A 24134-nucleotide genomic window follows, 5' to 3' on the forward strand; every position below is an offset into this window, starting at 1 on the left:
AACGATCCACCGGCCCCCGCCCGGCGCACCGTCAGAAGGCGTACCGGATCCGCAGCCACGGGGCCCGGGCGGCGACGAGTTCGCGCATCGTCCCGACGGCCCCGGCCTTCACCCCGTTGCGGTAGCGGACGTTCCAGCTGCCGTTCTCGGAGCGCTTGGGCTGCTGGAGATCCGGCCGCCACAGCGCCTCCTCCGCGCGGGGGTGCCAGCCGAGGTTGAGCTCGTGCAGGTCCTCGTTGTGCGTCAGCATGATGATCTCCGCGGCTGCCTGGTCCTTGACCGGACCGGGCAGCACGTCGTCCATGTGCTCCAGCAGGAGGGCCCAGTCCCGCTGCCAGCCCGGGCGCAGGACGACGGGGGAGAGGTTGAAGTGGACCTCGTACCCCGCTTCCAGGAAGTCGCCGGCAGCGGCGATGCGGCTCTCCACCGGGCTGGTGCGGATGTCCAGCAGCCTGGAGTCCTCCTGCGGCATGACGGAGAACCGCACCCGGGTACGGCCCCGCGGATCCAGCAGGAGGAGGTCGGGGTTGACGAACTTGGTGGCGAAGGAGGCCTTCGCGGAGGGCCACCGGGCGAAGGCCCGGACCAGGTCCGCCACGTTGTCGCTGATCAGGGCGTCGACGGAGCAGTCGCTGTTCTCGCCGATGTCGTAGACCCACGCGGTCGGGTCGCACTGGTTCGCCTCCGCCTTGGGGCCCAGGCGCGCGACGTGCCGGGAGAGGTGGGCGATGACGCGGTCGGTGTTGGTGAAGACGGTGATCGGGTTGGCGTACCCCTTGCGGCGCGGCACGTAGCAGTAGGCGCACGCCATGGCGCAGCCGTTGGCCGTTCCGGGGGCGATCCAGTCCGCGGAACGTCCGTTGGGGCGGGTGGTGAGCGTCTTCTTCACGCCCAGGACCAGGACCTCGCTCTTGATCCGGACCCACCGGTCGACGTTGCCCTCGTTGCCGTGCAGGTGCGGGATCCGCCAGTGCGAGTCCACGGGGACGACCTCGGCACCGGGGAAGCGGGCGATGATCTGCCGGCCGCGCGGGGAGGCCGCGGCGGCCGGTTCGGCGTGGATCGTCCGTACGGACAGCAGCCGGCGAGCGGTCGCGCCGTCGCGGAACAGCGGGCCGGCGGCGCCGCCGGCGGCCGGGACGGGTGCCCCCGTGCCGATGTCCTCCAGGCCGAACAGGGCGTCCTGCTGCTCGGCGTCCGGCCGCTCGGCCGGCCGGCCCCCGTGTGGCTGGGCAGCCATCTGCGTCTCCTGTGCGTTCCGGTCGGGCCCACTCTAGGCCGGGCGTCGTCAGGGCGGTGTGTCACCCGCGGCGCGGTGCGCCCGGGCGACCTGCGCCACGTCGCCCAGCCGGTCCAGCCCGCGCACCGCCCGGGCCATCCGCGGATTGGCCTCCAGCCGGTCCCGGTGCCGGTCCAGGAAGGCCCAGTAGCCGACGGTGTACGGGCAGGCGCGTTCGCCGGTGCGGTCGCCGGGCCGGTACCGGCAGCCCCCGCACAGGTCGCTCATCCGGTGGATGTAGGCGCCGCCCGAGGTGTAGGGCTTGGTGGTCATCAGCCCGCCGTCCGCGTACTGGGACATGCCCACCACGTTGGGCAGCATCACCCAGTCGTAGCCGTCCACGAAGCACCGGTGGAACCAGTCCGTCACCTGCGCCGGGTCCCAGCCCCGCTGGAGGGCATGGCTGCCGAGGACCATCAGGCGGGGGATGTGGTGCGTCCATCCCGTGTCCCGGACCTGCGCGAGCACGGTGGACAGGCAGCGGGCCGCGGGCGCCTCCGCGTCCAGCTCCGCGAACCACGCGGGCACCGGAGCGGTGTGGCGCAGGTCGTTGCGGTGCCGGTAGTCCTCGCCGAGGTGCCAGTAGAGGCTCCACACGTACTCGCGCCAGCCGCACACCTGCCGGATGAACCCCTCCGCGCTGTTGAGCGGCACGTGCCCGGCCCGCCAGGCCTCCTCGGCCCGCACCACGCATTCCCGGGGGTCGAGGAGCCCGAGGTTGAGGGAGGACGACAGCAGGCTGTGGCTCATCACGGGGTCCCCGGCCAGCATGGCGTCCTCGTGCGCGCCGAAGCCGGCGAGGCGGTGGGTGACGAAGTGGTCGAGCGCGGCCAGTGCCTCCCGGCGGCTCGCGGGGAACAGCCGGGGGCCGTCGCGGCCCACGAAGGTGATCCCCTCCTCGCGTTCCCAGCGGTCCAGGTCACGCCGGACCCCTTCGTCGATCTCGTCCTCCCGGGGCCGGTACGGGGGTGGGGCGCCCAGGGTGTCCCGGTCGCGGGGCGGGGGCTCGCGGTTGTCGTGGTCCAGGTTCCAGCGCCCGCCCGTCGGCCGGTCGCCGTCCATCAGGATGCCGTGGGTGAGCCGGGTGTGTTCGTAGAGGTTCTCCTGGAGCAGCCGGTGACCCTTCTGCCGTGCGGCCCAGTCCGCGAACTCCTGGTGGCCCACGAGGAACCCGCGGGCCGGGTGGACCGTGACCTGCGGCAGTGAGGCCACGAGGGCGAGGGCGGCGCGGGAGGTCGGGTGGTGCACGGAGACGGGTGCGTCGCCCACGGCCCGTACGAGGCCTTCCCGGTAGGTCTCCGCCGCGATGTACCGCGCCCCCGCGCCGAGGTCCGCCGCCCGGTGGCGCATGGCGCTCAGGACCAGATGGGCCTTGGCCCGGTGGAACCGGCGGCGGCGGAAGACGGCCCGCGACTCGATCAGCAGCCACCGGGTGTTCCGCGGCGTCCCGCCGGCGGCGGTGGCCGTGAAGTGCGGGCCGAGCTGGTCACCGAACAGCCAGTGCACTGGACTCATACCGGCATCCAACCAACCCGGCACGGGGCGACGGCGGCCGACGCGACCGTACCGCGGGGTTCGAACGCCCGTACCGCCTCTCCCTCCGACCGCGGCCTGCCCGGCTCGATCCGTACACGGGCAGGACCACAAGGCCCTGCGCCGCCCAGGTATAGAACTGCCGGACCCGCGGCGCCCGGCACCGCACCCGGCCGCATTGCCGGGTACGGCACCGGACGCCGCGGGCCCGGCCGACAAGATCCGAAAGAGACGGCCTAGGCCCGGCCGAGGGCGCGCGCCAGGTACGGGGCCGTGCGGCTGTCCGGTGCGGCGGCCACTTCCGACGGCGTGCCCGCGGCGACCACGCGGCCGCCCGCGGTGCCGCCGCCCGGACCCAGGTCGATGACCCAGTCCGCGCCCGCGACCACCTCCATGTCGTGCTCCACGACCACCACCGAGTGCCCGGCGTCCACCAGCCCGTGCAACTGCCGCATCAGAACCCGGACATCGGCCGGATGCAGCCCGGTCGTCGGTTCGTCCAGCAGGTACAGCGTGTGGTCCCGGCGCAGCCGCTGCAGTTCCGTCGCCAGCTTGATCCGCTGGGCCTCGCCGCCGGACAGCTCGGTGGCCGGCTGTCCCAGCCGCAGGTAGCCCAGGCCGATCTCCTCCAGCGCCCGCAGGCTGCGCGCCGCCGCCGGGACATCGGCGAAGAAGGCGGCCGCCGACTCCACCGTCAGGCCCAGCACCTCCGCGATGTTCAGGCCCTCGTACCGGACCTCCAGGGTCTCGGCGTTGTACCGGGCACCCGCGCACTCGGGGCACGGGGCGTACGTGCTCGGCAGGAACATCAGCTCCACCGAGACGAAGCCCTCGCCCTGGCAGGTCTCGCAGCGGCCGCCCGGCACGTTGAAGGAGAACCGGCCCGCCTTCCAGCCGCGCGCCCGCGCCTCGGGGGCCGCGGTGAAGAGCCTGCGCACCACGTCGAACAGGCCGGTGTACGTGGCCAGGTTGGACCGCGGCGTCCGGCCGATCGGTTTCTGGTCCACCTCCACCAGCCGCCGCACGGGGAAGTCCGCCTCCGCGAGCCGCTCGCCGACCTCCCGCGCCAGCACCTGCCCCACCAGCGTGGACTTGCCCGACCCCGACACCCCGGTGACGGCCGTGAACACACCGAGCGGGAACCGTGCGTCCAGCTCCCGCAGGTTGTGCCGGTCCACCCCGGTCAGCCGCACCGCCCCGGTCTCCCGGCGCACCCGCCGGGGTGCCGCGGCGGGCTCCCGGGCCGCGAACAGGTGCCGGGCCGTCGCCGATCCCGCCACCCCGGCCAGTTCCTGCGGCGGCCCGCTGTGGAGCACCTGCCCGCCGTGCTCCCCGGCCAGCGGGCCCACGTCCACCAGCCAGTCCGCGTGCCGCACCACGTCGAGGTGGTGTTCCACGACGAAGACCGTGTTCCCGGACTCCTTCAGCCGGTCCAGTACGCCGAGCAGCGCCTCGGTGTCGGCCGGGTGCAGACCGGCCGACGGCTCGTCCAGTACGTACACGACCCCGAAGAGCCCCGACCGCAGCTGCGTCGCCAGCCGCAACCGCTGCAGCTCGCCCGCCGACAGGGTCGGTGCCGTCCGGTCCAGGCTCAGATAGCCCAGCCCCAGTTCCGTGACGGGCCCGATCCGCGAGCGCAGGTCCTCGGCGAGCACCCGCGCCGCCTCCCCGTCCAGGTCTGCGGAGGCCAGTACGCCGTCCAGGTCGGTCAGCGGCAGCGCGGCCAGCTCCGCGATGGTCCGCCCGGCGAAGGTGACGGCGAGGGCCTCCGGGCGCAGCCGCCGGCCCTCGCACACCGGGCACGGCGAGTCGGCGAGGAACTTCTCGGCGCGGGCCCGCAGGGTGGCGCTCTTGCTGTCGGCGAAGGTCCGCATGACGTAGCGGTGGGCACTCATGTACGTGCCCTGGTAGGGCCGTTGGATCCGCTCGGCGTCCCGCACCGGGTGCACGGTCACCACCGGCTGCTCCTCGGTGAACAGGATCCACTCGCGGTCCTTCGCCGGCAGCTCCCGCCAGGGCCGGTCCACGTCGTGGCCGAGGGTCTCCAGGATGTCCCGCAGGTTCTTGCCCTGCCAGGCACCCGGCCAGGCGGCGATCGCGCCCTGCCGGATCGACAGCTCCGGGTCGGGGACGAGGAGTTCCTCGCCGGTGCGGTGGATCCGGCCGAGCCCGTGACAGGACGGGCAGGCCCCGGCGGCGGTGTTGGGCGAGAAGGCGTCGGAGTCGAGCCGCCCGGCACCCGGAGGGTAGGTCCCGGCCCGCGAGTACAGCATCCGCAGGGAGTTGGACAGCAGGGTCACCGTGCCGACCGAGGAGCGCGAGCCGGGGGAGGAGCGGCGCTGCTCCAGCGAGACGGCCGGCGGCAGCCCGGTGACGGAGTCCACCTTCGGCGCGCCGATCTGGTGGATCAGGCGCCGGGCGTACGGGGCCACGGACTCGAAGTACCGGCGCTGGGCCTCGGCGTAGAGGGTGCCGAAGGCCAGCGAGCTCTTCCCGGAGCCGGAGACCCCGGTGAACACGGTCAGCGCGTCGCGCGGGATGTCCACGTCGACGCCGCGCAGATTGTGCTCCCGGGCGCCCCGGACCCTCACGCAGGGGTCGAGGGAGGCGGGGGGAGGGGCGGGGGTACCGGCGGCCTGATGCATTCGTCCTATTTTAGAGGCTCGCTCTCAGGGGCCCGCGATCCGGAGAGGCCCGCGATCCGGGCCAGGCGCGCGTAGGAGTCCAGCAGTGCCGTGCGGTCGTACGTGGAGGTGGTGACCAGCAGTTCGTCCGCGCCGGTCCGCTCCGCGACCTCCGACAGCTGCGCCGCCACCTGGTCCTCCGTGCCGTGGAGGTGGCCGGCGAGGGCGCCCTCGTAGAGCTCGCGCTCCTTCGGGGTCATCTCCAGCGCCTCGATCTCCTCCGCCGGGCGCAGCGGCGGGAAGCTGCCCCGGGTGCGGGAGTGCGCGAGGGCCCAGGCCTCCGGGACCAGGACGCGGCGGGCCTCCTCCTCGGTGGCGGCGACCGCCACCGTGCCGGAGACCACGACGTACGGCCGCGCGCCCCGGGCGGAGGGCCGGAACTCCTTGCGGTAGCCCTCGACGATCGCGCCCACCCGGTCGCGTGCCCGCAGGTCGCCCACGACCAGCGGCAGTCCGGCCCGGGCTGCGATCCCGGCGCCCTCGCCGGTGGCCAGGACGTAGGCGGGGATGCTCAGGCCTTCCGCGGGGCGGGCGTGCACCTCGGGGTGGGCCCGCTGGGTGCCGTCGAGCCAGCCGAGCAGCTCGTCCAGCTGTTCCTCGAAGCGGTCGGCGTCGCCGGTGTCGCGGCCCAGGGCCCGCCGGATGCCGCCCGTGAAGCCGACCGAACGTCCGAGGCCCATGTCGATCCGGCCGGGGAACAGCGACTCCAGGACCCCGAACTGTTCCGCCACCACCATCGGCTGGTGGTTGGGCAGCATGACCCCGCCCGTGCCGACCCGGATCCGGTGCGTCGCCGCGGCGACGGCGGCGGCCAGCACCGTCGGCGCCGAGCCCGCGACACCGGGCACGCTGTGGTGCTCCGAGACCCAGAAGCGGTGGTAGCCGAGCTCCTCGGCCGTCCGGGCCAGTGCCACGGTGTCGCGCAGGGCCTGCGGGGCCGGGTGGCCCCGGCGGGTGCGCGACCGGTCGAGTATGGAGAGTTTTCGGATCACACAGGTCTCAACGCCCGGCGGCCGTGAGGATTCCCCGTACGGCTCTCCTACGCTGGCGGGATGAGTGAGCACACCACCCGGCCGCTGGCCGTCTTCGACCTCGACAACACCCTGGCGGACACCGGCCATCGCCAGCGGTTCCTGGAGCGCCGGCCCCGGGACTGGGCCGGCTTCTTCGCCGCCGCCCCGGCCGATCCGCCGCTCGCGCGCGGGGTGGCGCTGGCCGCGGAGAGCGCGGCCGAGTGTGAGGTGGTGTACCTGACCGGGCGCCCGGAGCGGTGCCGCGCGGACACGCTCGACTGGCTCACCCGGCACGGTCTGCCGGAGGGACGGCTGTTCATGCGCGGCAACCAGGACCGGCGGCCGGCCCGCACGACCAAGCTGGAGGTGCTGCGGCGGATCTCCCGGGGCCGGGAGGTGCGGATGCTCGTCGACGACGACGAGCTCGTCTGCCGGGCCGCGCGCGCCGCCGGATTCCGGGTGGTGCTCGCCGACTGGGCGGCGGACGCGCCCGAGCTGGAGACCGCCCAGGAGGTCGAGGGCCGGACCTGATCCGGGGAGCCGGGGGCGCGGTCCCGCGGGTCGGGGCCGGGGCCGTTCCGGGGCTCAGTCCTCGCCTTCGAGGCGGAAGCCGACCTTCAGCCCCACCTGGTAGTGGGCGATCTCCCCGTTCTCGATGTGGCCGCGTACCTGAACCACCTCGAACCAGTCCAGGTTCCGCACGGTCTGGCCCGCGCGGGCGATCCCGTTGCGGATGGCCTGATCGATGCCCTCGTGGGAGGTGCCGACGATCTCGGTCACCCGGTACGTGTGATTGGACATGGAGGTCTCCCGACGGTGGGTGGCTTTTGCCTGGTTCTACGGTGCCCCAGTAAGTGCGGGTCCGCGAACTTTGGGCGAACAATCCCGAGCGAAAGGCCCTTGACCGGCCTATTGGTCTATGCCAATTTCGAGCCATCCGAGACCGATCCCGGAAGGTGACCCTCTTGAAGATGCGCTTCCTCGCCGTGTGCACCGCCCTCGCGGCAGCCACCGCCCTCACGGGCTGCAGCGGGTCGGCCGACCCGGCCGGAGGGTCGCAGAAGGTCACGCTCTGGCTGATGAAGGGCAGCGCCTCGGAGGACTTCATCGCCCGGTTCACCGCGGAGTTCGAGACGGAACACCCCGGCACCGACCTCGACGTCAGGATCCAGGAGTGGACGGGCATCGGCGACAAGGTCAACGCCGTCCTCGACGGCACGAGCAAGGAGAGCGCCGACGTCATCGAGGTCGGCAACACCCAGGTCGCCACGTACATCGAGAACGGCGGCCTCGAGGAACTCACCCTCGAAGGCCTGCGCGAATGGGGCAGCAAGGACTGGCTCAAGGGCCTCGCCGACCCGGGAACCATCAACGGCGCCCAGTACGGAGTCCCCTGGTACGCCGCCAACCGGGTGGTCATCTACCACAAGGACCTCTTCGCGAACGCCGGCATCAAGACCCCGCCCAGGAACCGCCAGGAGTGGATCCAGGCCACCCAGAAGCTCGACAAGGGCGACCAGCAGGGCATCTACCTCGCGGGCCAGAACTGGTACGTCCTCGCCGGCTTCATCTGGGACGAGGGCGGCGAACTCGCCGTCGAGACCAACGGCAAGTGGGTCGGCGCGCTCGACGACGACAAGGCCCTGGCCGGCATGGACTTCTACAAGCAGCTCCAGGCCCTCGGCGACGGACCCAAGAACGCCGACGAGGAGACGCCCCCGCAGTCGCAGGTCTTCGCCCGCGGCCAGGTCGCCCAGATCATCGCCCCGCCCGGCCAGGCCGCCGAGATCGAGGCGGCCAACCCCGCCCTGAAGGGCAAGCTCGGCTTCTTCCCCATCCCCGGCAAGACCTCCGACCGGGCGGGGGCCGTCTTCACCGGCGGCTCCGACCTGATCATCCCGGCGCGGACCGGACAGCGGAAGGGCGCCGTGGACGTGATCACGGCCCTCGTCAGCGAGAAGTGGCAGACCGAACTCGCCCGCACGATGAGCTACGTGCCCAACAAGACCAGCCTCGCGCGCGCCGTCGAGGGCAACGAGGGCGCGGCCGCCATGGCCCCCGGCGCCGCCCAGGGCCGTGCCACCCCCACCTCCGCCCGCTGGGCCGAGGTCGAGGCGAAGAACCCGATCAAGCCCTTCATGACGGCCGTGCTCACCGGCCGGGACCCCAAGCAGGCCGCCCGGGCCGCCTCCGAGGAGATGGGCAAGGTCCTCAGCGCCGACCGCTGAGCCGGTGCCCCGGCCGCCGCCGGGGGCGGGGGTACCGCCGAGTTCAGCGTCCGCACATCCGCGGGCCGCTGAGCGGTCATGTCGAATCCAGCCGGTCACGGAAGAAGTAAAGGAGCCAGGCCACGCACCTGCGGGCCCGGCCCCACGTGCCCGGATCAGGAGCCGCCATGACGATCGCACCCCTGTCCCCGTCCCCCCTCACCGCCCCGGCGCCGACCCCCTCACCCGCGCCCGCCACCCGCCTCACCCCCGTCGGGAACCGGGCCGCCGCACCCGGCGCGCCCGCCGAAGGGCCTCGCTACGCCGTCCGCCTCGCCCGCGACGAGGACGAGGTGCGCGCCGCCCAGCGGCTGCGCCACCAGGTCTTCGCCGGCGAGCTCGGCGCCCGCCTGGACGGGCCCGAGCCCGGCCTCGACGCCGACGCCTTCGACGCGTACTGCGACCACCTCCTCGTCATCGACGAGGACGCCGAGCAGGTCGTCGGCACCTACCGGCTGCTGCCGCCGGAACGCGCCGCCGTCGCCGGCCGCCTCTACTCCGAGGGGGAATTCGACCTCTCGGCCCTCGCCCCCATCCGCCCCGACCTCGTCGAGGTCGGCCGCTCCTGCGTCCACCCCGACCACCGCAACGGCGCCGTCATCGCCCTCATCTGGGCCGGCCTCGCCCACTACATGGACCGCACCGGGCACAACTGGCTCGCCGGCTGCTGCTCGATACCGCTCGCCGACGGCGGGGTCCTGGCCGCCGCCACCCGGGAGACCGCCCTCACCCGCAGCCTCGCCCCCGAGGAGTACCGGGTCACCCCGCACCTCCCCTGGAGCCCCGCGGGCATCACCTTCCCCGACCGCATGGAACTGCCCCCGCTGCTGCGCGGCTACCTCCGCCTCGGCGCCTGGGTGTGCGGCGAGCCCGCCCTCGACGCCGAGTTCGGCTGCGCCGACCTCTACGTCCTGCTCTCGCTGCGCCGGACCAACCCGCGCTACCTCAAGCACTTCCGCTCGCTCGTCCCGGGCGCATGAGCGTCTGGCTGCCCACCTCGCCCTGTACCCCCGAGGCCTGTGCCGGGCACGAGGGGGACACCGCGAGCGTTCCGCGGGCGGTGTTCAGACTCGCCGCCGCCGTGACCCTGATCCTGCTGGGGATCCTGGGCGCCCCGCCGGTCCGGCTGCTGCCGGCCGGCCCCCGGCACGCGGTGGTACGGGCCTGGTCGGCCGCGCTCGTACGGGCCTTCGGCATCCGGATCACCGTGCACGGCACCCCGGGTCCGGACGGCGGCCGACTGCTGGTCGCCAACCACATCTCCTGGCTGGACATCCCGCTGGTGGCCGCCGCGCTGCCCTGCCGGATGCTGGCCAAGAGCGACATCCGGGCCTGGCCGGTGCTCGGCCGCCTCGCCGGACGGGCCGGCACCCTGTTCATCGAGCGCGACCGGATCCGCGCCCTGCCCGCCACCGTGGAGACCATCGCCGGGGCGCTGCTCGCCGGGGACCGGGTCACGGTCTTCCCCGAGGGCTCCACGTGGTGCGGGCGGGCCCAGGGCACCTTCCGCCGGGCCGCGTTCCAGGCCGCCCTGGACGCGCGGGTCCCCGTACAGCCGCTGCGCCTCGCCTACCTGCGCCGCGACGGGAGTCCGGCCGGGGCGCCCGCCTTCGTCGGGGACGACCCGCTGACCGCCTCGCTGTGGCGGATCGCCCGGGCCCGCGGGGTGCGGGCCGAGGTCAGGCTGCTGCCGCGGATCCCGCCGGGCCGGTACGCGCACCGGCGGGACCTCGCGGCGGCGGCTCAGCGGGCCGTCACCGGGGCGTGGACCGCGACCCCCGCCCCGGACCCGCTACCGGGCGTCCCCGCTCAGCCGGCCACGCCGTCGGCGACCGACAGGGACAGCGCGAACCGGCCCGCCGCGTCCGTCCACCACTGGGTCAGCTCCAGTCCGGCCGCCGCCAGCTCCTTGCGCACGCCCTCCTGACGGAACTTCGCGGAGACCTCCGTCAGGATCTCCTCACCCGCCGCGAACGGCACCACCAGATCCAGCGCCCGGATCTTCACCACCAGTTCCGACCGGGCCCGCAGCCGCATCTCGATCCACTCCTGCTCCTCGTTCCACACCGCAACGTGTGCGAAGTCGGCCGTGTGGAAGTCCGCCCCCAGCTCCCGGTTGATGACCGCCAGCACGTTCTTGTTGAACTCGGCCGTCACCCCCCGCGCGTCGTCGTAGGCCGACACCAGCACGGCCTCGTCCTTCACCAGGTCCGTCCCCATCAGCAGCGCGTCCCCGGGCGAGAGCATCGCCCGTACGGACGCCAGGAACACCGCCCGCTCCGGCGGCAGCAGGTTCCCGATCGTGCCGCCCAGGAACACCACCAGCCGGGGCCCGGGGGAGTCCGGCAGGCGCAGCGCACGCGTGAAGTCGGCCAGCAGGGCGTGCACCCGCAGCCCCGGATGCTCCGCCAGCAGCGTCTCGGCCGCCCCCCGCAGCGCGCTCTCGCTCACGTCCACCGGCACGTACGTGTCCAGCGCGGGCATCGCCTCGATGAGGTGCCGGGTCTTCTCCGAGGACCCGGAGCCCAGCTCCACCAGGGTGCGGGCGCCGCTCTCGGTGGCGATCTCCCGCGCCCGCTCCAGCAGGATCTCCCGTTCCGCGCGCGTCGGGTAGTACTCCGGCAACCGGGTGATCTCCTCGAAGAGCTCGCTGCCCCGCGCGTCGTAGAACCACTTGGGCGGCAGCACCTTCGGCGCCTGCGTCAGCCCGTGCAGCACATCCGCGCGCAGCGCCGTCTCCGCGGCGTGCTCGTCCAGCGTCCGGGTCAACTGAAAGTCGTTCACAGGGAGTTCTCCTTGAGCGGGGTCAGTTCGACCCTGGTGCGGGTGGCGGTCAGGAGGGTCCGGTCGGGCACTTCGCGCCACCGGGTGTCGTCGTCGTACGGCTCGGAGGCCACCACGGTGCGCCGCCGTTCCGCGTCGGCCAGGTACCAGAGCGAATCGCCCCAGGCCGTCGCGGCGATCGTGACGCCGTCCGTGAGCAGCAGGTTCAGCCGGGAGCCGGGAGCCGCCGAGGCCAGTTCCCGGACCGGCTCGGCGAGCGCCGTGCCCAGGTCGTCCCCGGCCCGCAGCCGGTGCAGGACCAGTGCCCAGACCAGCGCCGAGTCGGTGCGCGCGGCCAACCGGAGCAGTGCCGCTGCCGGCAGCCCGGCGGCGAGCGGGGCGGCGGAGTCCGGCCAGTTCCGCACCGAGCCGTTGTGGCTGAACAGCCACGGCCCGTCCGCGAACGGCGCCGCGGCCGCCTCACCGTCGGCCCCGGGGTCCGTGGCGTCCCGTACGGCGGCCAGGACGGCCCCGCTGCGGACCACCCGGGCGAGGTCGGCGAAGGTCAGGTCGCCCCAGATCGGACCGGACCGCCGGTAGCGGGCGGGCACCGGGTCGCCCTCCGCGTACCAGCCGACGCCGAAGCCGTCGGCGTTGACCGTCCCGGACACCTGGCGGCGGGGCTCCCAGGACTGGCGCACCAGCGAGTGCTCCGGCTCGCCCAGCAGCTCCCCGAGCGCCACCACCGGCCCCAGGTAGGCCAGATGGCGGCACATCAGAGGTCCCTCGCGGTCCGGAAGCCGGCGAAGATCTGCCGCCGCACCGGAAGGTCCCAGTTGCGGAAGGTGCCCCGGCAGGCCACCGGGTCCACGGCGAACGAGCCGCCGCGCAGCACCTTGTGCTCCGGGCCGAAGAACACCTCCGAGTACTCCCGGTACGGGAAGGCCCGGAAGCCCGGGTACGGCAGGAAGTCGGAGGCGGTCCACTCCCACACGTCGCCGATCAGCTGGCGCACCCCGAGCGGGGAGGCCCCGGCCGGGTAGCTGCCCGCGCGCGCCGGGCGCAGGTGGCGCTGCCCGAGGTTGGCGTGTGCGGGGGTCGGGTCGGCGTCGCCCCACGGGTAGCGGGTGGAGCGGCCCGTCACCGGGTCGTGCCGGGCGGCCTTCTCCCACTCCGTCTCCGTGGGCAGCCGCCGCCCCGCCCAGCGGGCGTAGGCGTCCGCCTCGTACCAGCTGACGTGCAGAACCGGTTCTTCGGCGGGTACCGGCTCGATCACCCCGAAGCGGCGGCGCAGCCACTGGCCGGCCTCCCGGTGCCAGAACAGCGGGGCCTCGATGGAGTGCTCGCGGATCTGCTCCCAGCCCGGCGCCGCCCACCAGCGCGGATCGCGGTATCCGCCGTCGGCGATGAACGCCAGGTACGCGGCGTTGGTCACGGGAAGGGTGTCGATCCAGAAGGGTGCGGTGTCCCGGACGTGCGCGGGGCGTTCGTTGTCCAGCGACCACGGCTCGGCCGAGGTGCCCATCGTGAACGGGCCCCCGGGCACGAGGACTTCGGCGGCGGTCGGTGGATCGTAGGGACCGTCCGGCTCGGGGGCGGTCAGTACCGGCGCGCCCCGGCGGAGCTGGTGGGTGATCAGCATGGTCTCGTCGTGCTGCTGCTCGTGCTGGGCGATCATTCCGAAGGCGAATCCGTCGTCGAGGAGCGTGCTGCCCTCCAGCGGCGTCCGCTCCAGCAGGTCGAAGACCCGGCCGCGCACCTCGGCCGCGTACCGGCGGGCCTCCGAGGGTCCGAGCAGCGGCAGCTTGGGCCGCTCGGCGCGGGGGTGCTGGAAGGCGTCGTAGAGGGGCTCGATCTCGGGGCGCATCGACTCGCGTCCGGCGACGCGCTGGAGCAGCCAGAGCTCTTCCTGGTTCCCGATGTGCGCCAGGTCCCAGACCAGCGGCGACATGAGCGGGGAGTGCTGGGCGGTGAGGTCCTCGTCGGTCACCGCGTCGGTGAGGCCTGCCGTGCGTATGCGTGCCGCGGTCAGGGCGGCGGCCGCCCGCTCCCGCAGGCGGGAGTCGGAGCCGGAGGCGGGGACCGGGGGCGATCCGGTGGTCATCGGCGGACCTCTTTTCCGGTGAGCACCTGCGTGGACGGGTCGTCGGCCGGACATCGGCCGCGCAGTACGTAGCGTTCGGTGAAGGCGCCGACCGTGTCCCGGACGTGCGTGCTCGCGCCGAGCCGGGGCAGGGCCTCGGCCGCGGCCCGGAAGCAGGCCTTCGCGGACGCCCGCAGCTCCGGATCGGCCAGCCCGTGCCGGGCGGCCGACCGCCAGAGCGGATTGCGGGGTGCGGGGTGGCCGCCGTAGGAGTCGGCCAGCCCCTTGGCCACCCGGTACGCGGTCTCGGTGGCCTCCGGATCGTCGAACAGTGCGTGCACGACGGCCACGGGGACCAGCCAGCCGTCGTCGCCGGGCTGTGCGTCGATCATCCGCAGCTCCAGGTGGCCGCGCGGCCGGACCGGCGGGAAGAGCGTGGTCAGGTGGTAGTCCAGGTCCTCGGCGGTGGGCGGCCGCAGCGCGGGGTGCCCGCCCGTGCGCAGCCAGTCGCGGAAGGTCGTGCCCGGCGGGGTCTCCCACGGGCCGTCGTCCTCGTAGGAGCGGACGCACATCACCTCGGTGTCCAGGGCCTGCCGGGTCCACGCGGCGCGCGGCTGCGCGTCCAGCGGCGGGGCGAGCGCGCGCCCGGAGTCCAGGTCGCTCCAGATCCCCTGCCGGGCACAGCGCCACCCGGCGTACGGGCCCTCGTCCGCGGGGGAATTGGCGAAGGCGGCCACCAGGACGGCGCCCAGCAGGTGCGCCAGCCGCCAGCGCCGGCCGTGGCCGAGCACGCCCGGCTCCTCGTACCCGGCGTCCACGCAGACCTGCACGGAGGCGGAGGCGCACATCATGGCGCGCCCGGCCGGGCCGGTGCGGTCGAAGTAGGCCTCCATGGCGTCGTAGCGCGGGCTGCTGAGCAGCCGGCGGTACGGGAGGCGGGGGTCGCGGCCGAGGCCGCGCAGGACCAGGCCCTGGGCCAGCAGGGCGGCGCGGACGGCGGTGAGATCGGCCTGCAGGCCGTCCACGCAGCCGCTGAGGGAGGTGGCGGGGGCCGAGCTGAGTTCGAGCTGGCCGCCCGGCTCGACGGTCACCCGGGAGTGCAGGGGCAGTGCGCGGGCCGCGGTGTGGGCGGCCCGGAGCCGCTCGGGCGGCAGGGGCTGCTCCGGACGCTCGGCGTCCAGGACCAGCCATTCGAGTTCGGCGCCGAGGAGGCGGGGCGGGCCGGTCTTGAAACAGATGCCGTGGATCAGGTCCTCGGCCTGCGTCTCGCTGATCGAGGGCACGGGGGTCGGGCCGGGCGCGGGTGGGGGAGCGGTTGAGTCCTGGGACATGACCGGGTCCTCGTCTCCTGTCGTCGGTCGTGACATCACCCGTGCCTACCCCTCCTCGGGGCACAAAACCCTTTGCCGCCGGGAATCGGGGTGCGGAAGATGGCGGCGTGAGCAGCAGATTGCGCGAGATCGCGCGGGAGAACGCGGAGATCCTGGCGGCCGGGGGGTACCGGACGCGGTCGGGACGGCAGGTTCCGCTGGCCGCCGCCCTGGCGGACGCCAAGGCCGGAACCAGGATATATGGACCAAACCGGGTCATTCCAGACGGGAAGATCGCTTCCGGCGGCCGCGCGACCGCTGTCGAGGTCACGGCGGAGAGCAGCACGGTCGCCGCCCGCAGGCTCGCGACCGCCACCCCGGCCCCACCGGATCCGTCCCCCGTCGCGGTCCTGAACTTCGCCTCGGCCCGTAACCCCGGGGGCGGTTACGTCCGCGGGGCCAAGGCGCAGGAGGAGGCACTGTGCCGCGCCTCGGCCCTGTACGAGACCCTGCTCGAGGCCCCGGAGTACTACGAGGTCCACCGCGCGGAGCGGAGCACCTTCTACACCGACCGGGTGATTCACTCGCCCGGGGTCCCCGTCTTCCGCGACGACCGGGGCGATCTGCTGGAGGTCCCGTTCCGGGTGGGCTTCCTCACCTCGCCCGCGCCGAACGCCGGCACCATCCGGCGGCAGGAGCCCGAGCGCGCCGCCGAGATCCCGGCGGCGCTGGCGCGGCGCGCGGAGCTCGTACTGGAAGTGGCGGCGCTGCACGGGTACCGGCGGCTGGTGCTGGGCGCGTGGGGCTGCGGGGTGTTCCGCAACGACCCGGCCCAGGTGGCCGAGGCCTTCCGGGGACTGCTCGCGGACCGGTTCGCCGGGGTCTTCGAGCAGGTCGTGTTCGCCGTCCTCGATCGCGACCCCACCTCCCGGGAGGCCTTCGAGCGGGCCTTCCCGGCCTGAGGGGCCCGGTCGGCCCGGTCGGCCCGGGCAGTGTCAGAACGGCTGCGCCGCTCCCAGCAGGATCTCCGGCAGGTAGGGCGAGGAGACGCGGATCCGCCAGCCCCGGCGGCGCGCGTGGCAGGCCAGGGCCAGGATGTCGAAGTCGACCGCGGCGTCGGCCCCGGCACCGAAGAGCCGGTCGCCCACGGAGTGGTAGTCGCGGTGCGCCTCCAGGGCATCGGCCAGGGCCAGGTTGAAGCTCTCCTCGTCGCCCTCCACCAGCTGGGAGAAGAGCACGGCCGGCGCCGGGAGGAAGCCCCAGTCCAGGGCCTTCGCGACCTCGGCGACGGCCCGGTCCGTGGCGGGCTCCGGGTCCTCGCCCCGCAGGTAGTCGTGCAGGGCCTGCCGGTACGCGGCGGACGCGGAACGGTCTTCCTCCAGGGCGGTGGGGCCGCTGAGGACGAGCGGGGCGAGCTCCGCGCGGCTGCCGGTGATCAGGGCGCGCTTCACCGCCTCGTACCAGTACCCGGGGCCGAGCGGGCGGTCCGGACGGGCGGAGTCCTCGGACGCGCCCCCCGTGCGGACGGCCTCGTACAGCTCGCGCACGAGGTAGTCGGCGTGCCCCGCGGCATCCGGCATCTCGGGGCGCTCGACGACCAGCGGGCCCGCGGCCAGCGCCGCGACGGCGTCCGCCCGCCGCTCGCGTCCGTACGGGCCCACGCGCGGCGGCGGCGTCTCGAAGCCGGTGACCAGCGCCCACGGCAGGTAGCCCGACTGGACGGGCGGCCGCCAGCCCTCGCGGCGGTAGCCGAGCGCGGCCAGTGCCAGCGGCAGCAGGGGCAGCAGGGTGCGCGGCTCGGCCCGGGGATCGTCCAGATGGGAGTGGGGGAGCAGCAGTGCGGCCAGCTCGGCTCCGAAGGCCTCCCGGTCCCGGGCGGCCAGCGCGCGCAGGGCGCGCAGCGCGCCGGTGGCGGGGTCGGCCGCCCCGGACCCGGCACCGGCCCGGGCGTGCCGGTCGTCGATCCGGGCGAGCGCGGCATCCAGCGCGGCGAGCCTCTCCTGCTGGGAGGGCGGGACATTCTGGTACTCGACCCCGATGTCCCCGCTGACGTACGCCAGCAGGCCGTTGATCAGCTCCACCGGGGGGAGCCCCGGCCCGCCGGCCCGCTGCGGCGCCAGGCGGGCGAAGTGGAAGGCCTCGCCGTGCCGTTCGGTCTTGTCGGCGAGGATGGCGACACAGAACGCGTCGATCCAGCGGACGGCCGTGACCGGCTGCGGGGTGCCGTCCGGGTCGGCCTCGTAGTCGAGTCCGAGGTTGACGTAGTTGAGGAAGACGTGGAAGAACGCCTTCGGGTAGTAGGCGGCGAACGACACGGTGCCGACGGCCGCTTCGGCCGCGTCGCTCAGGATCGCCTTCGCCTCGGGGGTGTCGAGGTCGGGGTTCACCGCGGAGAACGCGCCGAGGCCGTCGAGGAACCGCAGTGTGATGTCCCACCAGTCGTACGCGTCGATCCGGCCGGCCCGGGACCTGGAGTACACGTCCGAGATCATCTTGTTCGCGAAGTCCTCGCGCACCGCAGCCAGGGCCGTCTCGCTCACCCTGTGTCGTTCTATTCGCATGTCCGCTACTCCCTGTGTCCGCCTACGGGGCTCACCTTAGGAGATCGCCGGGACGGTCGGGGCCAGGGACACGGGAGGCCGGGGCCGGTCCCGGACGGTGGCCGCGGGCCTCGCCGCGACCACCCCCCGGGCCCTCGGGTCACTGCCAGCCGTAGCGTTCGCGCAACCGGTCCACGACCAGGCCGAAGCGGCCGCGGTCGAGCGCGCAGGCCTCGCGGCGCATCCCCGACTCGTGCACCCGCAGCACCCGGTCCACGTCCACCCAGGACTCGCGCCCGGCGCTGTCCCACGGGCCCGTCCCGATCGCCACCCACTCCCGGTCGTGGTCGTGCCGCTTGCTCGACAGCTGCACGGCGAGCAGGGTCCGCCCACCGGGCTCCCGGGCCACGACCAGCACCGGACGGTCCTTGCCGCGCCCGTCGTTCTCCTCGAAGGGGACCCAGGTCCACACGATCTCGCCGGGGTCGGGATCGCCGTCGGGATCCGGGGCGTACTCGGTCCGCACGGGCCCGATCGCGCGCGGATCGGCCTCGACGGTGGCCGTGTCCCCGTCCCGGCCGGGCTGCTCGATGGGACCGCTGCTCTGATGCGAAAGTGCCGTCATCCGGGTGAGGCTACTGGTTGCCGGGGCCCCGGTGGAGGAGGCGTGCGCCCGCGCCCGCGCCGGGGGTCAGTCGGTGACCAGGGCCAGGATCAGCCCGTCGTAGCCCTTGCTGCCGACGGTCTGCAGGGCGGTGGCGGTCAACCGCGGGTGTTCGGAGATGAGTTCGGCGAACCGGCGCACGCCCTGGACGCGGGGGTCGGAGCTGTCCGGGTCGACGACGGCGCCGTCGCGGACGACGTTGTCGCCGATGATGACGCTGCCGGGGCGGGTGAGCTTCAGGGCCCACTCCAGGTACGCGGGGTTGGAGGGCTTGTCGGCGTCGATGAAGACCAGGTCGAAGGGTGCTTCGCCGACGAGGTCGGGCAGCAGGTCGACGGCGCGGCCGCGCCGGATCTCGACGACGTGCTCCAGCCCGGCCCGGGCGATGTTGGCGGCCGCGACCTCGGCGCACCGCTCGTCGACCTCCAGCGTGACCAACCGGCCGTCGGCCGGGAGAGCGCGGGCCAGCCAGATGGTGCTGTAGCCCCCCAGGGTGCCGATCTCCAGGATGCGGCGGGCGCCGCGGACGCGGGCGAGGAGGTTCAGCAGCTTGCCCTGGTTGGGGGCCACCTGGTGGGCGGGCAGTCCGGCGGTCTCGGTGGTGGCGGCCGCGGCGACCAGGGCCTCGTCCTCCTCGACCAGCAGTCCGTCGAAGTAGTCGTCAACGGCCGTCCACGTCTGCTGAACCATGGGTCGCGTCTGCCTTCCGGTTGTGTCCCACTCTATAGTTCCTTATGGGAACTTACATGCTCGGCGTCCGGATCCGCCACCTGCCCCGGGCAGTTCAACGCCCGGGGCGGGTACGCCGCGTCCCGCGTTCCGGCCTCGCCGTGCGTACTGCTCAGGTCGCAGTGCCGAGGGTCGGAAATCATCATCGGGACGCACCCGTCGCATGGGCCGACGCCGCCATGATGAACGGCATGGCACAAGAACTCGCAGCGCTGGCCCGGCGGACCGCGGACCGGCTGGCCGAGCAGCATCTCGGCGTCGTCGTGGCCGCGGTGGCGGACGACGCCGTGGAGATACGGGGCGCCGGCACCACCGGCGCCCACCACGGACGCGTCCCCGGTCCCGACACCCTGTTCGAGATCGGCTCGGTGACCAAGGTGTTCACGGCCCTGGCCCTGGCGCGCCTGGCAGTCGCCGGAACGGTGGACCTCGACGAGCCGCTCCGTGATCTGCTGCCCGCCGGAACGGCCGTTCCCTCACGGGGCGGACGACCGATCTCGCTGCAGCATCTGGCCACCCATACCTCCGGCCTCCCGCGACTGCCGAAAGGCATGTTGCTCCCGGCCCTGCTGCACCCGTCGAAGCCGGATCCGTACGCCGGCTGCACGGCCGGCGTCCTGCTGTCCGGGCTGGCCGGGACCCGGCTGCGGGCCACTCCGGGGCGACGGTTCCGGTACTCCAACCTCGGAGCCGGGCTGCTGGGACTGGCCCTGGCCCGCCGGGCGGGCACGGAGTACGAGACCCTCATCACCCGTGAGATCTGCGCCCCCCTGGGCATGACCGACACCGTCGTGACGGTGGACGCCACCCGCGCGCAGCGCTCCGCGCTGGGCCATGACCGCCGCGGCCGGCCCACCGCACCGTGGCACCTCGCCGACCTTGCGGGGGCGGGGGGCCTGCACTCCAGCGCGACCGATCTGGTGGCCTTCGTACGGGCCCAGCTGGACGGCGGCCCCGCAGGGCTCGCCGAGGCGATCCGGCTGAGCCGTGCCGTCGAGTACCGCAGGAACTCCTTCGCCCGGGTGCACCTCGGCTGGATGGCCCACCGCCTGCACCCCCGGCAGGGCGGCCACCTCCAGATCTGGCACAACGGAGGAACGGGGGGCTTCTCCTCCTTCGTGGGGTTCGATCCGGAGAAGCGCCTCGCCGTCATCGCCCTCGGCAACACCCGGCGCCCGGTGGACGGCCCTGCCGCCGACCTCCTGCGCACCCTCCAGGCCGAGCGTGCGGCCGAGTCGCACTGACCGCGGATCCGGGCCTCGCGGGCCCGGCAAGATCCGGAAGAGACGGCCTAGCGGCCCGGCCGCAGCGCCGCCCAGCCCTCCGCCGCCTCCACCTGCGCGGCCAGCCCCAGCAGCAGCGGCTCCGAGTCCGCCGGGCCCAGCAGCTGGGCGCCCATCGGCAGTCCGCCGGCCGTGAGGCCCGCCGGGATGTTCACCCCCGGCCAGCCCAGCACGTTCCACGTCCAGGCGTACGGGCAGGCCGCTATCATCGCCCGGTCCGTGGCCATGGCCCCCAGCCCGGCCAGGGCGCCGATCCGCAGGGGCGGGGTGGCCGTCGTCGGGGTCAGCACCACGTCGAAGCGGTCGAAGACCTCGCCGACCCGCCGCCGCAGGACCGCCTCCGCCCGGCGGGAGGCCCGCAGGGCGAGCCCGCCCAGGACGCGGCCCGTCCGCACGGCCTCGTGCGTGCGCGGGTCCAGCAGCGCGGGATCGGGCACCCGCGCCACCCAGTCCCGTACGCCACTGGTCGCGCGGGGTACGAAGGTCAGACCGATCGGGCCGTAACGCGGGTCCTCCGGGATCACCTCGTGGCCCAGCGACTCCAGCCGCGCGGCCAGCCGCTCCACCGCGGAACGGACCTCCGGGTCCAGGGACTTGGGCGTCGCCGTGAACGCCATCGCGAAGGAGAGGGCGATCCGCAGCCGACGGGGCGCGCGGCGGGTCGCCTCGACGGCCGAGATCCGCGCCGGGCGGTGCAGGTCCTCGGGGTGCGGGCCGCTCGCGGCGTCCAGCAGGAGCGCCGCGTCGGCGACCGTGCGCGCCAGGACGCCGTTGACCGTGAGTCCGTGGAAGGACTCCGGCTCCGGCCAGGTGGAGATGCGCCCGCGCTGGGGCTTCACGCCCACCAGATGGGTCCAGGCCGCCGGGATCCGGACCGAGCCGGCCCCGTCCGAGCCCAGCGCGGCCGGGACCAGGCCCGCCGCCACGGCGGCCGCCGAGCCGCCCGAGGAGCCGCCGGGCGTATAGGCCGGGTTCCACGGGTTGCGCGTCTCTCCGAAGGCCTCGCCCTCGGTGACGGGCCACTGCCCCAGCTCCGGTGTCTGGGTCTTGCCCACGATCACGGCGCCGGCCGCCCGCAGCCTCCGTACCGCCTCGCTGTCGGCCGTCTTCGGGGCGAAGGCTCCCGCGCAGCCGAAGGCGGTCGGCTCTCCGGTGACGTCCATGTCGTCCTTGACCGCCAGCGGTACGCCCAGCAGCGGCAGCCGCTCGCCCGCGGCCAGGCGCCGGTCCGCCGCGTCCGCCTCCGCGAGCGCGGCCTCGGCGCGTACGGTCCGGAAGGCGTTGAGCTCCGGCTGGGCCGCGGCGATCCGGCGCAGCGCCTCCTCGGTCAACCGCCGCGCCGACACGGTTCCTTCGGCGAGTGCGCCGACCATGTCGACCAGGCCGGAAGCCGTCGGAACAGCTGAATCGAGCATCGCGTACCACTCCCCATTACCGGTCGGTAGGGAAGACCGTAACGGGGAGCGGCAGGGGAGTTCTAGAGCCAGCCCGCCAGGGAGGCCATGAACCCGTCGAAGTCGTCGCGGTGGATGGTGTGTCCCGCGCCGGCGACCGAACGCACCTCGAAACCGCGGGTCTTGAGCAACTGCGCCCGCTCCTCGTCGATCAGGACGCTCGGATCGGCGAGCTGCACGAGGGAGGGGACCACCGGCGCGGGCGGCATCAGGTCGGTGCCGACCAGCGGCGCGAGGCTCAGCGCGGTCCGTTCGTCCCAGAGCGCCAGGGTCTCCAGCTCGATGTCGACGTCCACCTCCTCCCAGCGCGGGTTCATCGCCCGTATCTGCTCCCTGGTCGCCGTCCTGAACTGCGCGAGCACCTCGGGACCGATGCCGTCGGCGGGGGCGGCCAGGTGGAACGCGGGGTCGCAGAACACGGCACGGGCCGGCCGCAGCCGGTCCACCGCGAGCGACAGGGTCAGGCCGCCGAGGGAGTGGCCGATGGCGAGTTCGGCGCCGGCCGGGAGGGTCTCGACCACGTCGTCCGCGAAGAGCTCGGGGCTGTACGCGCCGCGGCCGCTGGCGCCGTGGCCCCGCAGGTCGACGGCGATGACGCGGTAGCCGTGGTCGGCGAGGGCGGGGCCGACCCGGCGCCAGGTCCGGTGGTCGGCCATGATGCCGTGGATCAGGAGGGCGACGCGGTCGCCCTCGCCCCAGGTTCGGGTGTGCAGGTGCACGGTGTGCCTTTCTCGGCGGTGGATTTCGGTCGGGTGGGGAGGCGCGAAAGGTGCGGAGGGCGCGGCCCCCGGTGCGGGGCGCCGGGGCACGCCGCGGATCGGCTTCGCGGCGAGGGCCCCCGCCGCGGCCGGGCCACCGCCGGGGATCCAGGGGTCGCGCCGTCCGCTGCGGTCGGAGAGGGCGCCGGCGACGGGGTCGAAGACCGTGGCGAAGACCGCCGAGACCCCTGCGATCAGGCCGAAGTTCGCCCCCTTGTCCGCCGGATCGATGTCCTCTGCCCGGAGCGCGAGCAGCACCCCGGCCGCGCCGGCGAACAGGGCGTACATGGCGCTGTTGCCGACGAGCAGCAGGGGCGGCGGACCGCGCCGCGCGGCTCCGGGGCCGGAGCCGGAGCCGGGTCCGGCGCAGGCCCCGGGGGGACGCGTCGGTGGAGGCGGCGGAGCCGGCCCCGGGGGAGGAAAGGGCCACGGTGCCCTCCTGGGCGGATGCGGGTGGACGGTGAGGAGGAGCTGCGGCGGGGGCGAGGAGGGGTGCGCGCCGCCCTGACGCGACGGCGGGGGTGCGACGGAGCGCGGCAGGACGGCGGCACGGCGGGGCGCGGCGTCGACACTTCGGCCGGAGTGGGATGTGACGCCGCAGTTACACGTGTCAATGACTCGTGTAATCACTGTGTAGCATCCGTTTCCGGCCATCCGCCAGCCCTCGGGCGTGATCGGTCTGGAAAAATGCCACGGCAATGTCTCAGTCATCGAAATCGCCGAAGCCGCCCGCCCCGGCCTCCGGACCGGCCACCCCGCCGCCGCCCCCCGTTCCGACGAGTGCCGACGTGGCCCGCCTCGCCGGTGTCTCGCGCGCGACGGTCTCGTACGTGCTGAACAACGCGGAAGCCGTACGCATCAGCGAGCCGACCCGCCGCAAGGTCCGCGAGGCCGCCGAGGAGCTCGGGTACGTCCCGCACGCCGCCGCCCGCAGCCTGCGCGCCGGGCACACCAGGATCGTGCTGCTGCCCACCTCCCACGTGCCGGCCGGGCCGCTCTACAGCACCTTCCTCAACGAACTCCAGTGGGCGCTGCGCCGGCTCGACTACACGGTGGTGCAGTACGGGAGCCTCGGACTCAGCGGCGACGAGGCCGTGCGGGCCTGGGCGGAACTGCGTCCGGTGGCCGTGATCTCCCTCGGCGAGATCACCCTCTCCGCGCGCAACGTCGCCACCCTCAAGCGGGCCGGAGCCCGCGCGGTGATCACGATGGGCCCCGTCGGCGTGCCCGGTGCGCACGCGCTCGTCATGGACCAGCAGGAGGTCGGCGTCCGGGCCGCCGCCCATCTCGTGGAACGCGGCCGCCGGCGGATCGGGGTGGTCGTCCCGGAGGAGGAGGGCCTGGAGCTGTTCTCCGTGCCCCGGCTCGCCGGTGCCCGGTCGGTGGCGGGCGCCGAGGTCACGGCCCTGCCGATGGCCTACTCCGAGGAATCGGCCGCGGCCCTCGCGGCCCGCTGGCGCGGGCTGGGGCTGGACGCGGCGTTCGCGTACAACGACGAGTACGCGATGCTGCTGATGCGGGCCCTCCAGGACGAGGGGCTCCGCGTCCCCGAGGACGTCGCCGTCATCGGGGCCGACGACCTGCTGATCGGGCGACTGCTGCGGCCCCGGCTGAGCACCGTACGACTGGAGATGCCGACCGGCGAGCATCTGGCCTCGCTGGTGGACCACGCGGTGCGCGAGCCGTCGGAGGTCACGGAGCGGCACGATCTGATGGCGGCCGCCGCCATCGGCCGGGAGTCGACCTGACGGTGCCGGGGTCCGGGTCCGGGGAG

21 protein-coding genes are annotated in these 24134 nt (G+C 74.2%); 7 read left to right on the top strand and 14 right to left on the bottom strand.

Going from position 1 to position 24134, the window contains the following annotated elements; translation table 11 throughout:
- Positions 1-31: 31 nt before the first annotated feature.
- From ACXNSR_RS33045 to ACXNSR_RS33060, 4 genes are all read right to left on the bottom strand, one after another.
- Complete coding sequence (locus ACXNSR_RS33045) at positions 32-1240, bottom strand: spore photoproduct lyase family protein (RefSeq protein ID WP_458639019.1); 1209 nt, start codon at positions 1238-1240, stop codon at positions 32-34.
- Between the two features lie 48 nt (positions 1241-1288).
- Positions 1289-2794: a cryptochrome/photolyase family protein gene (locus ACXNSR_RS33050; protein WP_458639020.1), complete on the bottom strand. Its 1506-nt coding sequence runs from the start codon at positions 2792-2794 to the stop codon at positions 1289-1291.
- A 254-nt stretch (positions 2795-3048) separates the two neighbouring features.
- Positions 3049-5457, bottom strand: a complete 2409-nt coding sequence (locus ACXNSR_RS33055) for an excinuclease ABC subunit UvrA (protein WP_458639021.1) — start codon at positions 5455-5457, stop codon at positions 3049-3051.
- Between the two features lie 5 nt (positions 5458-5462).
- The gene (locus ACXNSR_RS33060) at positions 5463-6488 is read right to left on the bottom strand and encodes an LLM class flavin-dependent oxidoreductase (RefSeq protein WP_458639022.1); all 1026 of its coding nucleotides are present in this window, start codon (positions 6486-6488) and stop codon (positions 5463-5465) included.
- Positions 6489-6548: 60 nt separating this feature from the next.
- On the opposite strand from ACXNSR_RS33060, the gene ACXNSR_RS33065 reads away from it, so the two are divergent.
- Positions 6549-7040 carry a phosphatase domain-containing protein gene (locus ACXNSR_RS33065; protein ID WP_458639023.1) on the top strand — a complete coding sequence of 164 codons (492 nt, stop codon included), beginning with the start codon at positions 6549-6551 and terminating at the stop codon, positions 7038-7040.
- 54 nt (positions 7041-7094) lie between these two features.
- Here the strand turns inward: ACXNSR_RS33065 and ACXNSR_RS33070 are convergent, their stop codons facing one another.
- Positions 7095-7310: a dodecin gene (locus ACXNSR_RS33070; protein ID WP_030663252.1), complete on the bottom strand. Its 216-nt coding sequence runs from the start codon at positions 7308-7310 to the stop codon at positions 7095-7097.
- Between the two features lie 164 nt (positions 7311-7474).
- On the opposite strand from ACXNSR_RS33070, the gene ACXNSR_RS33075 reads away from it, so the two are divergent.
- The 3 genes from ACXNSR_RS33075 (at position 7475) to ACXNSR_RS33085 (ending at position 10703) form a co-directional block, all read left to right on the top strand.
- Positions 7475-8737, top strand: a complete 1263-nt coding sequence (locus ACXNSR_RS33075) for an extracellular solute-binding protein (protein ID WP_458639024.1) — start codon at positions 7475-7477, stop codon at positions 8735-8737.
- A gap of 167 nt (positions 8738-8904) precedes the next feature.
- A complete protein-coding gene (locus ACXNSR_RS33080) occupies positions 8905-9756 on the top strand; it encodes a GNAT family N-acetyltransferase (protein WP_458639025.1) in 852 nt (283 codons plus the stop codon).
- On the top strand, positions 9753-10703 hold the full coding sequence (locus ACXNSR_RS33085; RefSeq protein ID WP_458639026.1) for a lysophospholipid acyltransferase family protein: 951 nt from the start codon (positions 9753-9755) through the stop codon (positions 10701-10703). The genes ACXNSR_RS33080 and ACXNSR_RS33085 overlap by 4 nt, the downstream gene beginning before the upstream one ends.
- Here the strand turns inward: ACXNSR_RS33085 and egtD are convergent.
- From egtD to egtA, 4 genes are read right to left on the bottom strand one after another with little or no spacing between them, the layout of a single operon-like run.
- Positions 10586-11560, bottom strand: coding sequence for an L-histidine N(alpha)-methyltransferase (egtD, locus tag ACXNSR_RS33090; RefSeq protein ID WP_458639027.1), 975 nt, complete (start codon positions 11558-11560; stop codon positions 10586-10588). The genes ACXNSR_RS33085 and egtD overlap by 118 nt on opposite strands.
- Positions 11557-12315, bottom strand: a complete 759-nt coding sequence (egtC, locus tag ACXNSR_RS33095) for an ergothioneine biosynthesis protein EgtC (protein ID WP_458639028.1) — start codon at positions 12313-12315, stop codon at positions 11557-11559. Before egtC ends, egtD begins: the two co-directional genes overlap by 4 nt.
- Positions 12315-13643, bottom strand: a complete 1329-nt coding sequence (gene egtB, locus ACXNSR_RS33100) for an ergothioneine biosynthesis protein EgtB (RefSeq protein WP_458639029.1) — start codon at positions 13641-13643, stop codon at positions 12315-12317. Before egtB ends, egtC begins: the two co-directional genes overlap by 1 nt.
- On the bottom strand, positions 13640-14953 hold the full coding sequence (gene egtA, locus ACXNSR_RS33105) for an ergothioneine biosynthesis glutamate--cysteine ligase EgtA (protein WP_458639030.1): 1314 nt from the start codon (positions 14951-14953) through the stop codon (positions 13640-13642). The genes egtB and egtA overlap by 4 nt, the downstream gene beginning before the upstream one ends.
- Positions 14954-15060: 107 nt before the next feature.
- On the opposite strand from egtA, the gene ACXNSR_RS33110 reads away from it, so the two are divergent.
- Positions 15061-15894, top strand: coding sequence for a TIGR02452 family protein (locus ACXNSR_RS33110; protein WP_458639031.1), 834 nt, complete (start codon positions 15061-15063; stop codon positions 15892-15894).
- Positions 15895-15927: 33 nt separating this feature from the next.
- Here ACXNSR_RS33110 and ACXNSR_RS33115 read toward each other — a convergent pair whose 3' ends face one another.
- The 3 genes from ACXNSR_RS33115 to ACXNSR_RS33125 form a co-directional block, all read right to left on the bottom strand.
- Entirely contained in the window at positions 15928-17472 is a 1545-nt protein-coding gene (locus ACXNSR_RS33115; protein WP_458639032.1) for an immunity 49 family protein, read from the bottom strand.
- Between the two features lie 160 nt (positions 17473-17632).
- On the bottom strand, positions 17633-18097 hold the full coding sequence (locus ACXNSR_RS33120) for a type II toxin-antitoxin system PemK/MazF family toxin (RefSeq protein ID WP_458639033.1): 465 nt from the start codon (positions 18095-18097) through the stop codon (positions 17633-17635).
- A gap of 66 nt (positions 18098-18163) precedes the next feature.
- The gene (locus tag ACXNSR_RS33125; protein WP_458639034.1) at positions 18164-18826 is read right to left on the bottom strand and encodes an O-methyltransferase; all 663 of its coding nucleotides are present in this window, start codon (positions 18824-18826) and stop codon (positions 18164-18166) included.
- Between the two features lie 230 nt (positions 18827-19056).
- Here ACXNSR_RS33125 and ACXNSR_RS33130 point away from each other — a divergent pair, with 230 nt between their 5' ends.
- Positions 19057-20109, top strand: coding sequence for a serine hydrolase domain-containing protein (locus ACXNSR_RS33130; RefSeq protein ID WP_458639035.1), 1053 nt, complete (start codon positions 19057-19059; stop codon positions 20107-20109).
- 47 nt (positions 20110-20156) lie between these two features.
- On the opposite strand, the gene ACXNSR_RS33135 is transcribed toward ACXNSR_RS33130, so the two are convergent.
- Positions 20157-21563 carry an amidase gene (locus tag ACXNSR_RS33135; RefSeq protein ID WP_458639036.1) on the bottom strand — a complete coding sequence of 469 codons (1407 nt, stop codon included), beginning with the start codon at positions 21561-21563 and terminating at the stop codon, positions 20157-20159.
- Between the two features lie 62 nt (positions 21564-21625).
- Complete coding sequence (locus ACXNSR_RS33140) at positions 21626-22321, bottom strand: alpha/beta fold hydrolase (protein WP_458643464.1); 696 nt, start codon at positions 22319-22321, stop codon at positions 21626-21628.
- 737 nt (positions 22322-23058) lie between these two features.
- Here ACXNSR_RS33140 and ACXNSR_RS33145 point away from each other — a divergent pair.
- Positions 23059-24108, top strand: coding sequence for a LacI family DNA-binding transcriptional regulator (locus ACXNSR_RS33145; protein ID WP_458639037.1), 1050 nt, complete (start codon positions 23059-23061; stop codon positions 24106-24108).
- The last annotated feature ends 26 nt before the right edge of the window (positions 24109-24134 follow it).

Source organism: Streptomyces sp. NC-S4, from assembly GCF_054353315.1.